This window comes from Acinetobacter sp. SFA (assembly GCF_001647535.1).
GTDB classification, from domain to species: domain Bacteria; phylum Pseudomonadota; class Gammaproteobacteria; order Pseudomonadales; family Moraxellaceae; genus Acinetobacter; species Acinetobacter pecorum.
In genome coordinates this window covers 128508-149333 of sequence record NZ_LSZI01000012.1, presented here as the reverse complement: position 1 = coordinate 149333, position 20826 = coordinate 128508, and the positions used below count along the sequence as shown (strand labels likewise).

The 20826-nt window shown below is 43.5% G+C and carries 19 protein-coding genes; 9 read left to right on the top strand and 10 right to left on the bottom strand.

Annotated elements, in window-relative coordinates:
- Positions 1-74: 74 nt before the first annotated feature.
- From rseP to rimO, 7 genes are all read right to left on the bottom strand, one after another.
- Entirely contained in the window at positions 75-1430 is a 1356-nt protein-coding gene (gene rseP / locus AY607_RS05825) for an RIP metalloprotease RseP (protein WP_064096003.1), read from the bottom strand.
- Between the two features lie 3 nt (positions 1431-1433).
- A complete protein-coding gene (ispC, locus tag AY607_RS05820; RefSeq protein WP_064102042.1) occupies positions 1434-2630 on the bottom strand; it encodes a 1-deoxy-D-xylulose-5-phosphate reductoisomerase in 1197 nt (398 codons plus the stop codon).
- Positions 2631-3455, bottom strand: coding sequence for a phosphatidate cytidylyltransferase (locus AY607_RS05815; RefSeq protein WP_064096001.1), 825 nt, complete (start codon positions 3453-3455; stop codon positions 2631-2633). It abuts the gene before it with no gap.
- 3 nt (positions 3456-3458) lie between these two features.
- Complete coding sequence (gene uppS, locus AY607_RS05810) at positions 3459-4211, bottom strand: polyprenyl diphosphate synthase (protein WP_064096000.1); 753 nt, start codon at positions 4209-4211, stop codon at positions 3459-3461.
- A 7-nt stretch (positions 4212-4218) separates the two neighbouring features.
- Positions 4219-4773 (bottom strand): ribosome recycling factor, encoded by a 555-nt coding sequence (gene frr / locus AY607_RS05805; protein ID WP_064102041.1) that lies wholly within the window; start codon positions 4771-4773, stop codon positions 4219-4221.
- A gap of 80 nt (positions 4774-4853) precedes the next feature.
- Entirely contained in the window at positions 4854-5582 is a 729-nt protein-coding gene (pyrH, locus tag AY607_RS05800; protein WP_004786170.1) for a UMP kinase, read from the bottom strand.
- A gap of 46 nt (positions 5583-5628) precedes the next feature.
- Complete coding sequence (rimO, locus tag AY607_RS05795) at positions 5629-6972, bottom strand: 30S ribosomal protein S12 methylthiotransferase RimO (protein WP_064095998.1); 1344 nt, start codon at positions 6970-6972, stop codon at positions 5629-5631.
- Between the two features lie 341 nt (positions 6973-7313).
- Here rimO and glnL point away from each other — a divergent pair, with 341 nt between their 5' ends.
- Positions 7314-8423, top strand: a complete 1110-nt coding sequence (gene glnL, locus AY607_RS05790) for a nitrogen regulation protein NR(II) (protein WP_064102040.1) — start codon at positions 7314-7316, stop codon at positions 8421-8423.
- Positions 8410-9891: a nitrogen regulation protein NR(I) gene (gene glnG / locus AY607_RS05785; protein WP_064102039.1), complete on the top strand. Its 1482-nt coding sequence runs from the start codon at positions 8410-8412 to the stop codon at positions 9889-9891. The genes glnL and glnG overlap by 14 nt, the downstream gene beginning before the upstream one ends.
- 48 nt (positions 9892-9939) lie before the next feature.
- On the opposite strand, the gene AY607_RS05780 is transcribed toward glnG, so the two are convergent.
- From AY607_RS05780 to mnmG, 3 genes are all read right to left on the bottom strand, one after another.
- A complete protein-coding gene (locus AY607_RS05780) occupies positions 9940-10266 on the bottom strand; it encodes a hypothetical protein (RefSeq protein ID WP_064102038.1) in 327 nt (108 codons plus the stop codon).
- Positions 10267-10406: 140 nt separating this feature from the next.
- Positions 10407-11612 carry a 3-(3-hydroxy-phenyl)propionate transporter MhpT gene (gene mhpT / locus AY607_RS05775; RefSeq protein ID WP_064095994.1) on the bottom strand — a complete coding sequence of 402 codons (1206 nt, stop codon included), beginning with the start codon at positions 11610-11612 and terminating at the stop codon, positions 10407-10409.
- A 315-nt stretch (positions 11613-11927) separates the two neighbouring features.
- Positions 11928-13808 (bottom strand): tRNA uridine-5-carboxymethylaminomethyl(34) synthesis enzyme MnmG, encoded by a 1881-nt coding sequence (gene mnmG / locus AY607_RS05770; RefSeq protein ID WP_064095993.1) that lies wholly within the window; start codon positions 13806-13808, stop codon positions 11928-11930.
- Between the two features lie 253 nt (positions 13809-14061).
- Between mnmG and AY607_RS05765 the strand changes: the two genes are divergently transcribed.
- The 7 genes from AY607_RS05765 to purH all read left to right on the top strand — a co-directional run bounded on the left by AY607_RS05765 (position 14062) and on the right by purH (position 20797).
- A complete protein-coding gene (locus AY607_RS05765; RefSeq protein ID WP_064102037.1) occupies positions 14062-14517 on the top strand; it encodes a hypothetical protein in 456 nt (151 codons plus the stop codon).
- Between the two features lie 151 nt (positions 14518-14668).
- Positions 14669-15556 (top strand): bile acid:sodium symporter family protein, encoded by an 888-nt coding sequence (locus AY607_RS05760; RefSeq protein ID WP_064102036.1) that lies wholly within the window; start codon positions 14669-14671, stop codon positions 15554-15556.
- Positions 15557-15640: 84 nt separating this feature from the next.
- On the top strand, positions 15641-16528 hold the full coding sequence (locus AY607_RS05755; RefSeq protein WP_064102035.1) for a bile acid:sodium symporter family protein: 888 nt from the start codon (positions 15641-15643) through the stop codon (positions 16526-16528).
- 133 nt (positions 16529-16661) lie between these two features.
- Positions 16662-17567: a 50S ribosomal protein L11 methyltransferase gene (gene prmA / locus AY607_RS05750; protein ID WP_064102034.1), complete on the top strand. Its 906-nt coding sequence runs from the start codon at positions 16662-16664 to the stop codon at positions 17565-17567.
- A gap of 15 nt (positions 17568-17582) precedes the next feature.
- Complete coding sequence (locus AY607_RS05745; RefSeq protein WP_064102033.1) at positions 17583-18461, top strand: DUF3426 domain-containing protein; 879 nt, start codon at positions 17583-17585, stop codon at positions 18459-18461.
- Between the two features lie 397 nt (positions 18462-18858).
- Positions 18859-19128 (top strand): DNA-binding transcriptional regulator Fis, encoded by a 270-nt coding sequence (gene fis / locus AY607_RS05740; protein WP_001086304.1) that lies wholly within the window; start codon positions 18859-18861, stop codon positions 19126-19128.
- Between the two features lie 94 nt (positions 19129-19222).
- Positions 19223-20797, top strand: a complete 1575-nt coding sequence (purH, locus tag AY607_RS05735; protein ID WP_064095987.1) for a bifunctional phosphoribosylaminoimidazolecarboxamide formyltransferase/IMP cyclohydrolase — start codon at positions 19223-19225, stop codon at positions 20795-20797.
- The last annotated feature ends 29 nt before the right edge of the window (positions 20798-20826 follow it).

Genomic DNA, 20826 nt, shown 5'->3' with positions numbered 1-20826 from the left:
AGTGCCAGAGGCATAAATAAATGTGTGTGCTGCATGCCAGTCTTTTCCGCTGTTAATTTATTCCATCTACGTTGTTATAAACGCATAAAATCATTAAATAATGCCAGAAGCATCATACTGCCGAGCAGTACCATACCAATTTTTAGTCCAACCAATTGTATTTGTTCGGAAACAGGTTTACCACGAATTAATTCAACAAAATAGTAAACCAGATGTCCACCATCAAGCATTGGAATAGGCAATAGGTTTAATATTCCTAAACTTACACTCATTAGAGCCATAAAGGAAATAAAAGTTTCCCAACCCATTTCTGCGCTCTGCCCGGCCACTTTGGCAATGGTAATTGGTCCTGATAAATTATCCAGACCAATCAGGCCACGCACCATTTTGACAATCGAGTTCAGAATCATTGAAGATAAATGTGCTGTTTTATCAAATGCCATGACCAGCGCTTCACCTGGCGTATAATGGATGGTCTGCTTATATTCTGCAGGAATGTTAATTTTACCCGGGTCACTTTGCACGCCCAGCATACCGGTCACATTCCCCATATTGTCACGTTTGCCTTGCGGCATGACCTCAAGCTGAACCACCTGATTTCCACGTAGTACATCAATTTTAAGCAACTTTTCTGGAGATGCCTGCACCACCTGTACGACATCAAACCAGTCTTTCATCTGCACACCATCAATTGCCAGAATCTTGTCACCCTCTTTCAAGCCTTGACGTATGGCTGCTCCATCATCGCTGAGTTTGGAGATGACTGCCGGAATCTGTGGACGATATGGCAAGAAGCCCAGACTATCGAGTGGTGACTGGCTTTGATCTTTGAGGAATTCCTGAATCGGCAACTGGAACTGTTTGTTCTCACCCGCACGGTCCACCTGTATAGAAACCACGCCAGTTTCACCAACACGATCTACCAAGGCATAATTGAGTTTTTCCCAGGTTTCTACCTGAGTGCCATCCACAGCTACAATCTTGTCACCTGGCTGCATCTGTACGGTCGCAGCAGGAGTATTTGGAAGAACTTTGCCTACCCGGGTATTGAGTTGTTCTTGTGCCGGTAAAAACAGCACCCAAAACAGAAGGACTGCAAAAATCAGGTTGATCAACGGACCCGCGGCCACAATGGCAATCCGCTTCCACGGATGCTGCCGATTGAAGGCTTTCGGTAAATCTTCTTCAGCGACATTGCCTTCTCGCTCATCCAGCATTTTGACGTACCCGCCCAAAGGCAAGGCAGACAATTGGTACTGAATTCCAGATTTTTTCGAGGTCCATTTTAATAAGGTCGGTCCAAAACCAATGGAATAGACCAGAACTTTAACGCCCAGTTTACGCGCTACAATATAGTGACCAAACTCATGAATCGCAATTAAGGGACCGAGTAACAGGATTGCGGCTGCAATAATAAACAAGGCGCTCATGTTTTAACTTCCTTTATTCACAACATACTGCTGTGATAAACCTCGTGCTATGTGATCTGCTTGCAAGATAGCCTCCAGATCATGTGCGGGCTGATTGTTCATCTGATTCAGAACATGCTCAACCACTTGAGGAATTTGAGTAAATCTGATCTGTTGATTTAAAAATGCAGCAACTGCAATTTCATTGGCCGCATTTAAAATCGTAGGTGCAATTCCGCCACTCTGCATGGCCTGACGTGCCAGTTTTAATGCAGGGAAACGGAGCACATCCGGTTCTTGAAAATTGAGTTGTGAATGCATAAACAGATCCAGCGGTGCCACATGCGTACTGATACGCTCAGGCCATGCCAAAGCATGTGCAATAGGCGTGCCCATATCCGGATTACCCATTTGTGCCAAAGTCGAACCATCTACATATTGAACCATTGAGTGAATAATACTCTGTGGATGCACAACAACTGTAACAAATTGTTCTTGAACTGCAAACAAATGGCAGGCTTCGATCAATTCCAAACCTTTATTCATCAAGGTAGCAGAATCGACTGAAATTTTTTGACCCATAGACCAGTTGGGATGCTTGCAGGCTTGGGCAGGTGTAACTACCTCAAGTTGCTGCATGCTGTGGTTTAGAAATGGACCACCTGATGCGGTCAGCAAAATCTGGGATACACCCAGTTTTGGTTTACCGTGACGCTCTGCTTCAAAATAATGCTGGGGCAGACACTGAAAAATTGCATTGTGTTCAGAATCAACAGGAAGCAATAAAGCACCATGATCGCGCACCGCCTGCATCATGATGTCACCCGACATGACCAAGGCTTCTTTATTGGCCAGCAGTACGCGCTTACCTGCTTTCACCGCAGCCAAGGTTGGTAACAAGCCTGCTGCACCAACAATGGCTGCCATCACAATATCGACATCAGTATGTTCAGCCACTGCAATTAAACCGGCTTCATCATGCAGAATTTCAATATCGGATAAATGGTGTTGCTGGAGTCGTTTTGAGAGTTCATCTACTTTATCAGCTGGCACCACCACCACTTTAGGATGGTATTGACGGCAAATTTCGACCAGCTCATTAATACGACTTTGCGCGGTCACAGCAAAAACCGAGTATGCTTCAGGGTGTCGCTGTAAGATTTTTAAAGTACTTTGACCGATGGAACCTGTAGCACCCAGTATACAAACTGCTTGTGACATTTATAAATCTACACCAATAAGTTTTAAAACAGCCATACCTGCTGCAAAGATTGGAGCTGCAGCAAGCAAAGAATCAATACGATCCAGTACTCCGCCATGCCCTGGCAAAATTCGACCTGAATCCTTAATACCGGCACGACGTTTGATCATGGATTCAAACAGGTCTCCCAGCACCGAACTAAATACTGTAACCACTGACAAAATAAGGAATAAAATCAGTTCTGGCCAAGTCATATCCAGATAAAGCAAAGCAACTGCAGTCACGATCAGCATTGAAGTAACAATACCGCCATAAAGTCCTTCTATAGACTTGTTAGGACTGACATCTGGCGCCAGTTTTTTCTTGCCGAATTTACGACCTACAAAATACGCACCGCTGTCTGCGCCCCATACCAGTAAAAACAGGTACATCAACCACCAAGGTGAACTTTGCCAGACCGAGAAAATTGCAGTAACCGCAGCGGAAATTAACACCACCCCGATGCCATGCAGACTGTTATTGTACCAGCCATCATATTCAGGGTAGGTTTTTACCCAGTAAATACTGAGTAACCAGGTAACAATAGAAGCTACCCATAACAATAAGGCGACCTCGGCAAAATACAATGCCAAAGCGGAGAGTGCTGCAGTGAGCACTCCATATCCCCAAGCAACAGGTTTGACGACATGTTTAAATTTTCGAGGCATGAGTTTAAACCACTCATAGCCTGCCACCCCGGCAGCCACAACCATCAATGCGAACATTGGATAATGTGATTCGGTAGCAAACATGCAACTAAGTACAACTGCTACCAGTACCAATGCGGTTATAATCCGCTCAAACATTTATTAATTCTCAAGTCTTTCTTGATGAATCTGCTCTGATGTTTTACCAAAACGACGTTCGCGACCACCAAACACAGCAAGTGCATCGTCAAACTCTTCTATGGTAAATTCTGGCCATAAGGTCTCAGTAAAATACAGCTCTGCATATGCTGCCTGCCAGAGCAGGAAATTGGACAAGCGGAAATCTCCACCAGTACGAATCAGCAGATCAACAGGCGGCAAGTCACTCAGACTGACATATTGACCAAACATATCAGTATCAATTGCTTCAAGATCTAATTTATTTGTTAAAACATCCGCAGCAATCTGCTTCGCAGCTTGTGCCATGTCCCACATTCCACCATAGCTGATTGCAATGGTGAGCGTCATACTATCGAAATTAGCAGTCCTTTGTTCTGCTTGCAACATCAGTGCCCGCAGTTCAGGAGATAAACGCGACCGATCACCAATAAATCGCAAGGAAATGTTAAATTTTTCCATACGTGGCAACTGTTCATGAATGGTGTCTTCCAACAGCTTCATGAGCAGGTCTACTTCATATTGGGGACGGTTCCAGTTTTCACTGGAAAATGCAAAGACAGTTAAAGCCTGGATATTTCTTTTTCTGCAATGTTCGACAATAGGATCCAGAACCGTTTTTCCTTCACGGTGCCCATCACCTTTTTGCATTTGATTTTTTTTGGCAAAACGATTGTTGCCATCCATAATGATGGCAACATGTTTTGGAAGACAGGAATTTTCTTCAGCAGCGGTCATCGATGAATTAGACCTTCATCAATTCAGCTTCTTTCGCAGCCAAGCGTTTGTCTACTTCAGCAACAAATTTGTCTGTAATTTTCTGAATGTCGTCAGAAGCACGGCGTTCATCATCTTCAGAAATTTCTTTTTCTTTCAACAATGCTTTGATATCGCCTAATACATCACGACGGATGTTACGGATGGCAACTTTGGCATTTTCAGCCTCGTTTCGTGCAACTTTCTGCATGTCACGACGGGTTTCTTCAGTCAGAGCTGCCATTGGCACACGGATCGCGTCCGCAGTAATCGGGTTCAGACCCAGATCAGATTCACGGATCGCCTTGTCAATTGCCGCCACCATTGAACGTTCAAATGGCTGAACCAGCAAAGTACGTGAATCTTCAACACCTACGTTTGCAACCTGGTTCAATGGCACATCAGAGCCATAGTAAGGAACCATGACACCGTTTAGAATCGAGGGATGCGCACGTCCGGTACGAACTTTAGCAAAACCGTGTTCCAACGATTCAAGTGACTTGTTCATACGCTCTTCTGCGTCTTTTTTAAGATCGTTAATCATATGATCTTCCTTACTTAATTCTTTAAAAGAGGTTATTACTAAATTAGCGTGTAGTATAAAGTGCTTTGGTGCTCACGTCATTAATTGGTAACGTGAGTTCCTTCTTTTTCGCCCATAACGACGGAAAGCAATGCACCAGATTTATTCATATCAAATACTTGTAGTGGTACATTGTGGTCGCGACACAAGCAGATCGCTGTTAAATCCATCACACCCAGCTTTTCGTCCAGAACCTGGTCAAAAGTCAAAGTGTCATATTTCACTGCATCTTCGTACTTGCTTGGATCTTTGTTATATACGCCATCTACCTTGGTCGCTTTCAAGATCAAATCTGATTCGATTTCGATACCGCGTAAACAGGCAGCAGTGTCTGTCGTAAAGAACGGATTACCTGTACCTGCCACAAATACACATACTTCACCCTGAGTCAGGTGACGGATTGCATCACGGCTTGAGTAAGACTCAACTACAGCACCAATTGGCAAAGCAGACATTAAACGGGTTTTAATATTACGGCGCACCAAAGCATCACGCAGTGCCAAACCGTTCATGACTGTAGCCAGCATACCCATCTGGTCGCCAGTTACACGACCCACCAGGCCATCTTTTTGTAGCTGGCTACCGCGATACAGGTTACCACCACCAACAACAATACCTACTTGTACGCCTAAACCCACAAGGTGCGCAATAGAAAGTGACATCTGATCGAGCACCTGTGCGTCGATCCCCATGTCTTTATTGCCTGCCAGCGCTTCACCAGAAAGCTTTAACAGGATGCGACCAAAGCGTGGCTTTTTAGAATCCAACATCATCAAACTCCAAAGTATTCAATTTAAATTTTTTTAATTCAAAATCTTAAGCTGACTTGACTGAAATGAGTTTTGCATACAGATCGTATTCATCTGCATCCGTAATCTCAACTTCAAGCAAATCCCCTGCCTTAATGACACTTTTATCGATATCTTCAACAAAAACATTGCCATCAATTTCAGGTGCATCTGCATACGAACGTGCAACCGCTACCGGGAACTCATCTTCCAGGTCATCTACCAGCACAGTCATGATCTGACCGATACGTTGTTGGAGTTTGGCTGCCGAGATTTCCTGCTGAACTTGCATGAAACGCTCATAGCGTTCTTGTTTAATTTCTTCAGGAACGTGATCTGGCAAATCATTTGCTGTCGCACCTTCAACTGGCGAATAGGTGAAACATCCCACACGGTCCAGCTGAGCTTCTTTCAGCCAGTCCAGTAACATCTGGAAGTCTTCTTCGGTTTCACCCGGGAAACCCACCACAAATGTTGAACGGAGCACCAGATCAGGACATTTCTCGCGCCAGATTTTCAAACGCTCCAGGGTATTTTCACTGTGCGCAGGCCGTTTCATCAGTTTGAGAATTTTTGGACTTGCATGCTGGAATGGGATATCCAGATAAGGTAGGATTTTGCCTTGTGCCATCAGGTCAATTACAGCATCCACATGCGGATATGGGTAAACATAGTGCAAACGCACCCAGATTCCCAACTGCCCTAATGCTTCACACATATCGTAGAATTTGGTTTTAACTGGCTGACCATTCCAGAAATCCAGCTTGTATTTGGTGTCTAGGCCATAAGCAGAAGTATCCTGGGAGATGACAAGTACTTCTTTTACACCGGCACGTTTCAGCGCTGCAGCTTCTTCAAGCACAGAACCGACTGGACGTGAGACTAAATCGCCACGCATGCTTGGAATAATACAGAAGGTACAACGGTGGTTACAGCCTTCAGATATTTTCAGATAAGCATAGTGTTTTGGGGTCAGGCGGATGCCTTGCTCTGGAACCAGATCAATAAATGGATTGTGTTTTGGCGGCTCAGGCACGTATTGATGAACTGCATCCATAACTTCTTTATATGCCGCTGCACCTGTCACTTTTAGGACATTCGGATGCATCTGGCGAATCTTGTCTTCGTCTTTACCTAGACAACCTGTTACGATCACGCGACCATTCGCGCTCATCGCCTCACCAATCGCATCTAGCGATTCTTGCACTGCAGATTCAATGAAACCACAGGTATTTACTACAACTAAATCAGCACCGTCATAATCCGAAGCGACGTCATAACCTTCAGTCTTTAACTGGGTTAAAATACGTTCAGAATCTACCAATGCCTTAGGACAACCTAAAGATACAAAACCGACTTTGGGGGACTTCATGAATTTTCGCTCTACTAGAATGCGCGTATTGTATGTCTTTTCGCATCATAAAAATAGTTGAAAACCCGACTCTTTGCATCACGCACTAAAATATAGCCATAAAATATTCAAGATACGCAGCAATGCACCAAAATGAATCATTTTAGATTTACAGCCTCAAATTAATCCGTTATATCTAAGATGAACCATGTTGCTCTGCCACATTTCTGCGTTTTCCAGCAAAAAATAAACTCTATTCATAAAAGTTGGCGTGCATCTTGCATCAAATCAGAACTTAAAATTGATTAAATTGCTTGATGAAGATGCCATTGCGCCATTTTAATACAGGAACAAACCCGCGAATGGATCAACTTATTCCGATCGACTATCGTGTTTTAGTGGACAATATGACCACATGTATCTTATTGATAGACCGCGATCTAAATATTTATTATCTGAACTCTGCCTGCGAAGCCCTATTTGATGTGAGCTTATTTCGGGCGAGTGGCACATCTGTGCTGAATATTTTGCAAAACCCGACAGATGAGTTTAATACCGAAGAAGCCCTGAATAATACCTTAAGTACGGGACAGCCCTATACGCGTCGTGAAGCCACTATTCTGGTCAACTTCAAAGACATTCATGTCGATTACACCGTTTCTCAGCTAAACCTTGGCAAACCTTATCATCCGCTGTTACTCATCGAACTCAATCCTCGCGATCGCATGCTCAAAATCTCGCGTGAAGAAAATCTGGTACAACAGCACCAGGTCGCGCGCCAGCTGATTCGCGGTGTCGCGCATGAAATCAAGAATCCACTCGGTGGCATTCGCGGGGCGACCCAATTGCTGGCACGCAGCCTGAATGATCCACAATATAAAGAATTTACCGACATTATCATTAGTGAAGTGGATCGACTCAGAAATCTGGCCGACACCATGCTTGGCTCACGCCAGCTTCCAAGCTATGAACTGGTCAATATACATGAACCACTGGAACGGGTACGCTCCCTGATTGCCAACCAGACCAAAAAGAAAATCAAAATTACCCGGGATTACGACCTGTCATTACCTGAAGTTCTGGCAGACCGAGACCAACTGATTCAAGTCATTTTGAATATTTGTGCCAATGCTGTACAGGCCATGACCGAAAACAAGGAATTCTTTATCCAACATCAACCGGAACTGATTTTAAGAACCCGGATTCAGCGTCTCTTTACCATTAACGGGGTGATTCACCGTTCTGTGGTACGGATTGATATTGAAGACAATGGTCCGGGAGTTCCGGAAGATATTATCGAATCGGTGTTTTATCCACTGGTCACCAGCCGAGCCAAAGGAACCGGTCTGGGCCTCAGTATTGCTCAAAATATTATTCATCAGCACAACGGCATGATCGAGTGTCAGTCTGTGGCTGGAAAAACTGTCTTTAGCTTATATTTACCTTGGGAGTCAAATCATGTCGCGAAATAAAATATGGGTGATTGATGATGATCGCGCCATGCGCTGGGTACTGGAAAAGACCTTTAAAGAAGAAGGGCTTGATGTGACCAGTTTTGAAGAAGCACAATCTGCTCTGGATCAATTGAGTATTGAAGCACCCGATGTAATTCTGACCGATATCCGCATGCCGGGTATTGATGGACTTACCTTCCTAGGCAAGGTTAAACACAGTTATCCGGACCTGCCTGTCATTATTATGACAGCACATTCAGACCTGGAATCTGCTGTATCAAGTTATCAAACCGGTGCTTTTGAATATTTACCTAAGCCTTTTGATATTGATGAAGCGCTGGCGCTGGTAAATCGTGCAATTTTACATATCACCAAGCTGCAGCAGCAGGAGTCAGCAAAGACTGCCCCGCCGATTCAATCTACAGAGATTATTGGTGAATCACCTGCCATGCAGGAAGTGTTCCGAGCCATTGGCCGTTTGTCTCAATCGCATATTACCGTATTGATTAATGGTGAGTCGGGTACAGGTAAAGAGTTGGTGGCGCATGCCCTTCATCGTCACTCACCACGTAGTGCCAAACCTTTTATTGCGCTCAATATGGCAGCCATTCCAAAAGACCTGATCGAAACCGAACTGTTCGGCCATGAAAAAGGGGCATTTACCGGTGCCAACACCCAACGTCAGGGTCGTTTTGAACAGGCCAATGGCGGAACGCTATTTTTAGATGAAATTGGCGATATGCCATTTGAGACCCAGACCCGTTTACTACGTGTACTCGCAGATGGTGAGTTCTACCGTGTTGGCGGTCATATTCCGGTTAAGGTCGATGTGCGTATCGTGGCAGCGACGCATCAGGATCTGGAAAAACTGGTTCATGATGGCCGTTTCCGGGAGGACTTGTATCATCGCCTGAATGTGATCCGGATTCATATCCCAAAACTGGCACACCGCAGTGAAGATATTCCAATGCTGGCACAACACTTCCTAGCACGTGCAGGTAAAGAACTCGGTGTAAATCCTAAAATATTGCGTCCTGAAACCCAGGAATACATGCAAAAGCTGCCTTGGCAAGGTAATGTTCGTCAGCTGGAAAATACTTGTCGCTGGCTAACCGTAATGATTACAGGTCGTGAAGTTTATCCTGAAGACCTGCCGCCTGAACTAAAACAGATCCCGATCCAGCAACAGGATCCTGGTGCTCCGATTCCAAACCTGAACCAGATTGCACCGCATCACTGGGATGAGTTACTAGGTCAATGGGCAATCCAGAAGCTGAAAAATGGCGAGATGAAATTACTGGATGCAGCGACACCCATGTTTGAGCGCACTCTAATTAATGCAGCCCTGCAACAAACACGCGGCCGTAAGCGTCATGCTGCTGAACTTCTGGGCTGGGGGCGTAACACCTTGACCCGCAAACTTAAAGAACTGGGCATGGACAGTGCTGATGATGACGAAGTAGAAGAAATCGAAAGCCAGGCCTGAAAATAAAAAAGCACCCGCGGGTGCTTTTTTATTACTACCAGTAAAAAGTTAGACAGTTAAACCAATATAACGTGAATACCCTGCTGCGCCCAAATCAGATTTTAAAATCAAATAGTTTGGATATGTACTTAGGCTAATTTCCTCAAACATATTTACCACATCGTCATTGGCATGCAATTCATCCACTGTTTTTTGCATGGTTTGCTCGAATTCATCAGTGATATATTCAAAGCCAATATCCATGGCAATAAACAAGGTATGTTCACAAGGTTGGATATATTGCTCTTCCTGCCAGTTAATGATGGCTTGGTGGCAATGTGGGCAGGCAATATTATCGGTGGCCTGAATCGAAAGCGGAATAATTTGATATGCCATATGAAAGTCAATCTGTTTGCTATTTGTCTATTTTAGCAAATTTTATGGATTACCTTTACTTAATTAAAAATCCAGTTGATAAAAAAGGGAATCTTCAGACTCCCTTTTTTAATATTGATAGCTCTGCTCCCAAGGCCCAATTAGGTATGCGCAGCCTTATAACGTGATAATGCTGTGACTGCGACTGCCGAGACCACCACTGCCGGTAAACTTGCCATAAGAATACCTGTAGTTCCCAAACCCAATGCCAGAATTTTTCCGGTTAATAACGGCCCGGTCATCGCCCCTAAACGTCCTAGCGAGATTGCACTCCCCACACCGGTCACCTTACCCAAGTCCGAATAAAAAATCGGTGAGATCCCATAGAGAATAGATTGGCCACCTGTAGAGAAAATACCTCCCATAATTCCCGCAAAAATCAAAAGTGGAATAGAAGTGGTGGTAAAAAGTAATACTAGCGCCACAAACAAACCACTATAAATAATGACTGCCATTTGCCAAAGCTTTAAACGGTCCAGTAAATAACCTAGGCTCAAGGTTCCAATCACTGCCCCTACCTGGAACATTAACATTACCAAAAATGCCTGCTGCTTCTGCAAACCTTGTTCCATAAGTAAATTAGGCAACCAGCTGATCAAAATATAATTGATCATGAGGGTAAAAAAGAAACCAACCCAAAGAGGTAATGTATTTCTATACTGTCGCTGCTTGAACAAAACTTCAGCCATTCCCGGTACAGCTTCGCCAGAAACCGGCACTTCCGCATTCATTTTAGGCTTATCTTTAAGAATAAACGCCATCAATGGAATCAATACCAAAGGCGTTAATCCCCCAATCAGGAATAAGGTTTGCCATTGAATATCCGGAAGCAGCATGGCCAGACCGGCAACAAAGATCGCACCTACCGGCAAACCACAATACATCAAACTATTTAACTTGCCACGGTTGGCTTCCGTTGCTTCATCACCGACGACTGAAATCATGGTCGGCATTGCGGCACCTAAACCCAGCCCGGTAAAGAAACGCGCTGCATATAAAACTTCGATACTTGGCGCAATCGCAGTCAGCGACATGAACAGACCAAAAATAGTCACAGAGAGCATCAGGACTTTTTTTTGCCCTAAATAATCGGCGATACGTCCACCAAAGAATGCGCCGAACAGCATTCCGAAGACGCCTAGGCTAAACACATAACCCATTTGAACCTGACCTAAACCAAAGCTTGCTGCAATTCCTTTCGCTGCAACCCCGGGAGCTTGAAGGTCAAAACCTTCAAAAAATGCGACCCAAAAACATAAGAATATGGTTAAGATTTTTTGGGTTTTTCCGCTGTATGGCTGTGCCATGATTGATCTCCATCAATAATCTACAAATCGCTTCATCACCTGGCGATCCGTTACCCTATTCTCAACTTAATGCTGATTGAGAAATAGCACGACAATAGTCGGGTTTAAGTACTCTCATCGGCAATAAATAGTGTCAAAATTAGACCTAAAAGATTAAGTATCCAGACTTATTACATCTTAATAATTTCAATTGAATATATTTTTCAATAACTTGACTTCATAGTAGGTATTTCTAATCTCACGATAGTCAAAACTTATACAAAACCACCAGCCAATAAAAAACCCGCGAGATGCGGGCTTTTCTAGCTCAAAATCTTAAGCAGATTTTTTCGCTTGGACATTCTTACGAATCGTGATCATCACCAGTTGTACTGCTGCTGGGGTTACACCTGGAATACGGCTTGCTTGCGCTAAAGTCTCAGGACGAACATCTTTCAGCTTCAGAGTAATTTCACGAGACAAACCCGACACGATGTCATAGTTAAAATCAGCAGGAATACGGGTTTCTTCCAGACGTTTCATTTGTGCCACGTCTTCATGCTGACGGTTAATATAACCCGCATATTTCACTGCAATTTCAATTTGTTCACCGACAAATGGTGAGACTTCAGAATTGGTCAATTCTGCAATTTGAGCAAATGAAATATTAGGACGTTTCAACAAATCAATTGCCGAACACTCTTTAGACAGGTCTGCACCGGTCATCTCAACGAATTTTTTACCCATTGGATTGTTTGGCGCCGCCCACAGATGCTGCAAACGACCTGTTTCTTTTTCTACTGCTTCCATTTTCTCGCAGTATGCAGCCCAACGTTCGTCATCCACCAGACCCATTTCACGTCCGATTGGCGTTAAGCGCTGGTCTGCATTGTCTTCACGCAGCATCAAACGGTATTCCGCACGCGAGGTAAACATGCGGTACGGTTCTTTGGTACCTAATGTGATCAGGTCATCCACAAGTACACCCATATACGCTTCATCACGTTTTGGTGTCCATTGCTCCTGATCCCACGCACGGCGTGCAGCGTTCAAGCCTGCCAGCAAACCTTGCGCACCTGCCTCTTCATAACCGGTGGTACCGTTGATTTGGCCAGCAAAATACAGGTTATTGATCGCTTTGGTTTCAAGCGTGAACTTCAACGCTTGCGGGTTGAAATAATCGTACTCAATCGCATAACCCGGACGAAGAATATGCGCATTCTCCATACCACGGATAGAACGTACCAGTTCAAACTGAACGTCAAATGGTAATGATGTTGAAATACCGTTCGGATAAAGCTCGTGTGTATCCAGACCTTCAGGCTCTAGGAAAACCTGATGCGAGTCTTTATCGGCGAAACGGTGAATCTTATCTTCAATCGACGGACAGTAACGTGGCCCCACCCCTTCAATCACCCCGGTATACATCGGTGAACGGTCTAAACCGCCACGAATGATTTCATGCGTGCGCTCATTGGTATGCGTAATATAGCAATTTACCTGCTCAGGGTGCATTGATGCATCCCCCATGAATGACATGGTCGGAGACGGGAAATCACCCGGCTGTGGCGTCATCACAGAGAAATCAACCGAACGCGCATCAATCCGTGGTGGTGTACCTGTTTTTAAACGACCTACCGGCAGTTGCAGCTCACGTAAACGATGGGCAAGTGAAATAGACGGTGGATCACCGGCACGACCACCACTGGATTTTTCCAACCCCACGTGAATTACGCCGCCCAAAAAGGTCCCTGCGGTGAGCACAACGGTTTTCGCATCAAAGCGAATACCCATTTGGGTTACAACACCTTTAACAGTATCGCCTTCAAGAATCAGGTCATCTGCTGCTTGCTGGAAAATATCTAAGTTCGCTTGGTTTTCTAATGTTTCGCGAATAGCGGCTTTATATCGCACACGGTCAGCCTGCGCGCGAGTGGCACGAACCGCTGCACCTTTACGTGAATTTAAAATACGGAATTGAATACCGCCTTTATCGGCAGCCAGCGCCATAGCGCCGCCCAAGGCATCAATTTCACGTACTAAATGCGATTTACCAATACCCCCGATGGCCGGGTTACAGCTCATCTGCCCTAAAGTCTCAATGTTGTGAGTTAAGAGTAAAGTCTGTCGGCCCATACGCGCCGCAGCTAAGGCCGCTTCCGTACCGGCGTGACCGCCACCGATAACAATAACATCGTATACTTTAGGATAGTGCATAGTGGTAAATTGAGAGATAAAAAGAATAGCTGGGCATTATAGCAAATTTCATTCTAAAGTAGACGAATTCAATCGATTTTATCTTGATATAACAACCTTTATATAGCAATTGGATAATGCAATGTAATTTAACTTTGCAGAGTAACTATATAAATTAAACATATAAGCCAAGAAATTTACTCGATTTACATTGTTTAATTTCGCATATTTTTTAATCTATACATTGATGACATTACAAACAAAGGTATAGAAGATGAATAAGAATATTTTGCTCTCAACTGTTTTATGTGGCTTATGTCTTGCTCCATTTGCTGCTATCGCAAATGATAAAATTGCGACCAGTTATAATGCTCAAAAGTACCAACAGGTTTGTAAAGGCAAAACCCAAGGTGCTCAAGTCAGTTACAGTACACGCGGGGTTCTCTTTAATGGCACCTGTGAACCACGTTTCTTCCCTGCCGGTAATCCTAGTTCTATCATAGGTGACGAGCCTGAACTTTATACTGCATGTACAAGCACAAGTGGCACAGCCACAGCGACCATTAATGGTACACAAATGAGCGGTAAGTGTGCTTTAGGCTTTACTCCACCGCACCCTCCTGTATCACAAATGATGCAGAATCAGTCACAAATGCAAAATCAGCGTATGCAACAACAAAACAATACTCAACCAATGCAACAGGGTTCTCAAACACAGCCCGGCATGTAATATGTAAGCAGTCCTATCCATAAACTGGCTGCATTACAAGAAAAAGTTATGACGGGCAAAGTGACTGCATTTTGCTCGTTTTTATTGCTTATTTATTCATCTAAGCTAAACTCGAAATATATCTATAAATGTATAATAAAAAGGCAAATACATGGATTCGGGGTTTTTTAGCATTTTTTTGCCAATTACATTGGCAATCATGATGATGGGACTAGGGCTAGAGCTAACCCTCAAAGATTTTTTGCGATTAAGCCGCTATCCTAAAGTTATTTTTATTACTTTATTTGCGCAGTTAATACTAATACCTAGCCTTACTTTTTTTATTTGTCTGATTCTGGATTTACCGCCTTTACTTGCGGTAGGCCTGATGATTCTGGCTGGCTCACCTGGTGGACCGACAGCGAACTTGTTCAGCTATCTATATAAAGGTGATGTTGCACTTAATATTACCCTTACAGCTATTAATACCCTCATTTCTATTTTTACTTTACCTTTTATTATCAACCTGTCATTACATTATTTCTTGAGTCATGATTCCAATGTGGCTTTTCCAGTCGAAAAGATTGTTCTGGTTTTTTTAATTACCTTAATTCCGGTCATTATCGGAATGCTACTCCGAGACAAATTTCCGAATCTATCCATTACCGTCAGCAAGCGCATGCGCCTAGTCTCCATCAGTTTTTTAGCAATACTGGTAATCTTCGCCATTTTCAGAGAACGTTTTAATTTGGTGGAATACTTTGCCAATATTGGGGCGGCAGCTGCAATTCTATGTTTTTCCAGCCTGTTTATAGGATATTGCATTCCTTTATTGATGGGCATTCCAGAGAAAATGGCGCGCGCCTGTACCTTTGAAATCGGCATTCATAATACAGCGATTGCCCTGACAATTGCGATTTCGGTGCTGAATAATGTCACTATGGCCATTCCGGCAGGGATCTATACGATTTTCATGTATAGTTTCGCAGCTATTTTCGGTGTGCTGTTGAGCCGCCAACAAGTGGTTTACAACAAAAAAACTCGTTTATCAGATTTATAAGCTTATTGATTAATGTTTAGTTAGCACGGTATTCTTTTCCAAAGAAAATCAACAATATTAAAAAAATCGACAAGGAGCATACAGATGGATTCTGGCCTTATAACTATATTACTACCGCTGGCACTTGCAATCATCATGATGGGGCTTGGCCTTGAACTGACGCCTCGGGACTTTAGTCGTGTAACGCGTCATCCCAAAGCGGTATTTATCGCTCTTTTCTGCCAACTGGTCGTTCTGGTAGGAATTGCATTTTTGCTCTGCAAGCTGTTCGCTTTACCGCCACTGCTTTCGGTTGGACTCATGCTATTGGCAGCTTCTCCTGGAGGTGCGACCGCTAACCTGTTTAGTTACCTGTTTAAAGGTGACTTAGCTCTTAATATTACTCTGACTGCTATCAATTCGGTCATTGCAGCCATTACCCTGCCTCTAATTATTAATTTTTCGATCATGCATTTCCTGCAGGATAGTCAGCAGGTTGGCCTGCAATTCGGCAAGATTCTGCAAGTCTTTGCGATCATCCTGATTCCGGTGGGAATTGGCATGCTGATTCGACATTATGCCCCAGGCGTGACCGCAAAACTGAACCGCCCACTGCGCATATTTTCCATCAGCTTTTTAGTCTTGATTATTATTGCCACACTCATCAAAGAGCGCAGCAATATCGGTGAATACCTGACCCAGGTTGGCTTGGCAACTGCGTTGTTCTGCATACTGAGCCTTGGAATTGGTTATCTCATCCCGCGATTGCTCAATATTAACAGTGCACAAGCCCGTGCCAGTGCATTTGAAATTGGTATCCATAACAGCACCCTTGCCATGACGATTGCTCTGACAGTGATTGGCAGTGCCGCTGTAGCAATGCCGGCTGCGGTTTATTCTATTTTTATGTATATCTTCGCTGCAATTTTTGGCAGCTTGTTAAATCGGCTTGCCCCACTTCCTGCACAAAAACCAGTTACCACCCTGGATTAAAGCAGGTCTGGAACCTTTAAAAGGATGCGTCAGGCATCCTTTTTTATTTTAGGTCAGGAGCAAGAAGATAGCAGCGTTGATTCCGAACTTCCGCTACAATAGCTTTTTTAAAAAATGTATAAAGGTTATTTCTGTGAAGTGGTTACAAATTCATATTACGGTTGAACAGGCTCAGGTTGATTTTACTGAGACATTACTCAGCTCCCTGGGTGCAGTGAGTGTAACGTTGGATGATGCTGAAAACCAGGATTTGCTGGAACCCCTTCCAGGTGAAACACCACTTTGGAATAAAGTGATTGTAACCGGTATTTATGCACAGGAAGACGGCGAAGAAATTGATGTTGCTGCACTGGAAACTTTTATCCGTACACAATTGCCAGATGCGCCGATCCATCATGAGTTAATTGAAGATCAGGCATGGGAACGCACCTGGATGGATGCTTATGAACCCATTCAGATTGCTGAAAAATACTGGATCGTGCCAGAGTGGATGGAGGCACCTGAAGCGGATGCGGTAAACATCAAGCTTGATCCGGGTCTGGCTTTCGGAACAGGTAACCATGCATCAACTTTTTTATGCTTACAATGGTTAGGCAAAATTGATGTAAAAGATAAAATCGTCATCGATTACGGTTGTGGCTCAGGTATTCTCGCGGTAGCTGCACTGCTATTAGGTGCAAAAAAAGCATATGCTACTGATATCGACCCACAAGCGGTACTGGCCACCCAGCAAAATGCTGAGCTGAATGGCGTTCTGGATAAACTTTATGTTGGTTTGCCAGAAGAATTTAGAGAAGAAATCGGTACTACCAAAGCTGACGTATTTGTTGCCAATATTCTGGCAGCACCACTAATGATGTTGGCTCCTGAGTTCGCAACTTTAATCAAATCTGAGGGACAGTTCGCACTTGCAGGAGTGATTGAAGAGCAAGTGGCTGATGTTACTAGCATTTACTCAAATTATTTTGATATATTAGAGGTAGAAAAACGAGACGAGCACTGGTGCCGCATCTCGGGTAAACGCCATAAGAATGAATGAGCCTATAAATAATCCATGAGTGACAAAAGAACCTATTGCCCTACCTGTTCCACTATTTACAAGGTCACAGTTGCTCAACTTACCGTTGCGCAGGGTATGGTTTGCTGTCCAAAATGTACAACTTCTTTTAATGCCTTATCGCATTTGGTGACCGAAGCCCGGAATTCGGTCACTACCTCAACTGCTCAATCTCAACCAAACTCGAACGAAGCTGGCAAAACTGACATTGAAAACAGCTCAGGTGATTACCATCCTGAGCAGCAACATAATCGTCATAGCCTGCTACAGATCTTTGATCAGAAAGTTGAACATTCCAATATTGACCTGCAAACTTATTTAAATAATCTGAATTATTTTAGTACCGAGCCGATTTCGGCACTGCCAAGTATGATCTGGGAAGATCAGCCAAACAAACAAACCAAGCACGGGCCTCTATACTATATAAGTTGGAGCTTGATCAATCTTTTACTGTTTAGCCTGCTACTATTTCAATTTTTCTGGTTCAATCCGCAATATATTAAAAACAGCCATGTTATGAGTCTGGTTTTTAATAGTACATGTGACGTGTTTAATTGTTCCAATCTGGAAGAATACTACACGCTGATTCAGACCAATAAAGTCAAACTTAAAGCCACTGCTAAAAATCAAACTGAACTGAGCGGTGAGCTGATCAATTTCCATGACCGTAGCCTGGCCTTACCGATTTTAAGAATTAATCTGGAACGCCGCGGTGAAGTTATTGCAACTTACAATTTATCTTCAGAAGAATATCTGGTTGAAAGTCTGGTTAATATCAAACGCATCCCGAAAAATAGCCCGTTTAAATTCAAATTTCAGCTTCCAGTCGATCGCAAAAGCTTTGATCGTTATACTTTGGAAATAATTCGCCCTTAATCTGCCGAGAAAGTATTAAAAAGTTAAAAAAAAATTAAAAAAATGCAGTTTTCTTGCTCACTTTTGCTTAGACAATGGTATGATACGCGCCACGAAAGCTATGTGCTGCAACTCCTCGCGACTTTTTCACAACAAATACAGTCTTGCCTAATGCGCTATAAAATTTATTGCGTATCGTGCAGATTTTTTTGTTTTGATTTTGGTCTGTAACAAAACTTTAACTATTGTTACGCTTATTTTTCGACCAAAACGTTGAGATGTGTCAAGCTATTGGCTCAATGCAATGATTAAGTTTTAGAACTCCGGTTTTAGGATCTAAAGCGGAGTTCATTTCAATTTCTAGACCACTTTTTATATCACTTTACCCAAGTGATATTTGTTTTTCGGATTAATTCGCATGAATAGCAAATCTCCTATTTTTACTGCACAATCTGATGTTGCTTTACGTATCCACGTAGATCGCGCAGTTCGCCATTATTTTGCGCAACTACAAGGCGAGCAACCATCTCAGGTATACGACATGGTGCTGGCAGAAATGGAGAAACCTCTTCTATCTGTAGTTCTAGAATATACACGTGGTAACCAAACACGTGCTGCCGAGATTCTCGGACTCAACCGTGGTACTTTACGTAAAAAGTTAAAAGCTCACGGTTTAATGAGTGAATAAATGATAAAATGCTTGCGGCTTCCGCAGGCATTTTTTTTGACTGTAAATTAGCTATTTAGATTTAATCTGTTCCTTGAAAACTGTGACGAAGATCATGACTATTAAACGCGCTTTAATCTCTGTGTCTGACAAGACTGGTATTGTTGAATTTGCACAAGAACTTGCTGCTCTAGGGGTAGAAATTTTATCTACAGGTGGTACCTACAAATTGTTGAAAGACAATAATGTCGCTGTAGTTGAAGTTTCGGAGCACACTGGTTTCCCAGAGATGATGGACGGCCGTGTTAAAACGCTACATCCGAAAATTCATGGTGGCATCCTGGCTCGTCGTGGTCTAGACGAAGCTGTGATGGCTGAACACAATATCGATGCGATCGATCTTGTTGTTGTTAACCTCTATCCATTTGCTGCAACGGTAGCAAAACCAAACTGTTCACTTGCTGATGCGATTGAAAACATCGACATCGGTGGTCCTACTATGGTTCGCGCTGCTGCGAAAAACCATGCTTCTGTAGGTATTGTGGTAAATGCATCTGACTATGCAACAGTTGTGGCTGAGCTTAAAGCAGAAGGTGCTTTATCTTATGCAACCCGTTTTGACCTGGCAGTGAAAGCATTTGAACATACTGCACAATATGACGGCATGATTGCATCTTACTTAGGCGCTCGCGTAGGTAAAGAAGAAGGTCAAGCGGATAAATTCCCGCGTACCTTCAACACACAGTTAAATAAAGCTCAAGATTTACGTTACGGTGAAAACCCGCATCAATCTGCTGCATTCTATGTAGATCCTGCTGCGACTGAAGCATCTGTATCAACTGCAAAACAGTTACAAGGTAAAGAATTATCTTATAACAACATTGCGGACACTGATGCTGCACTTGAATGTGTTAAATCATTTGCAAAACCTGCTTGTGTGATCGTTAAACACGCTAACCCATGTGGTGTTGCAGTGTCTCTAGACGGTATCAAAGCAGCTTACGATCTTGCTTATGCAACTGATCCAGAATCTGCATTCGGCGGCATCATTGCATTCAACCGTGAATTAGACGTTGCAACTGCACAAGCAATTGTTGACCGTCAATTCGTTGAAGTGATCATTGCGCCAAGCATTGCTGAAGGCGTTCTTGAAGTAACTGGCGCGAAGAAAAACGTTCGTGTCCTAGTATGTGGTGAACTTCCAGCAATCGATGCGCGTCAATCTCAACTTGACTACAAACGCGTAAACGGCGGTTTGTTAGTTCAAGATCAAGACTTGGGTATGATCACTAAAGATGACCTTAAAGTTGTGACAAAACGCGCACCAACTGAGCAAGAAATTGACGACATGATCTTCGCTTGGAAAGTGGCGAAATACGTGAAATCTAATGCGATTGTTTATGCGAAAAACCGCCAAACGATTGGTGTCGGCGCAGGTCAAATGAGCCGTGTTAACTCTGCACGTATTGCTGCGATCAAAGCTGAGCATGCAGGTTTAGTGGTTGAAGGTGCAGTAATGGCATCTGATGCATTCTTCCCATTCCGTGATGGTATTGATAACGCTGCAAAAGCAGGTATCAAGTGCATTATCCAACCGGGTGGTTCTATGCGTGACGAAGAAACGATTGCAGCAGCTGACGAGGCTGGTATTGCAATGGTGTTCACTGGCATGCGTCATTTCCGCCACTAAGTTGTAAAATTTTAAAATAAGCCCTCCTT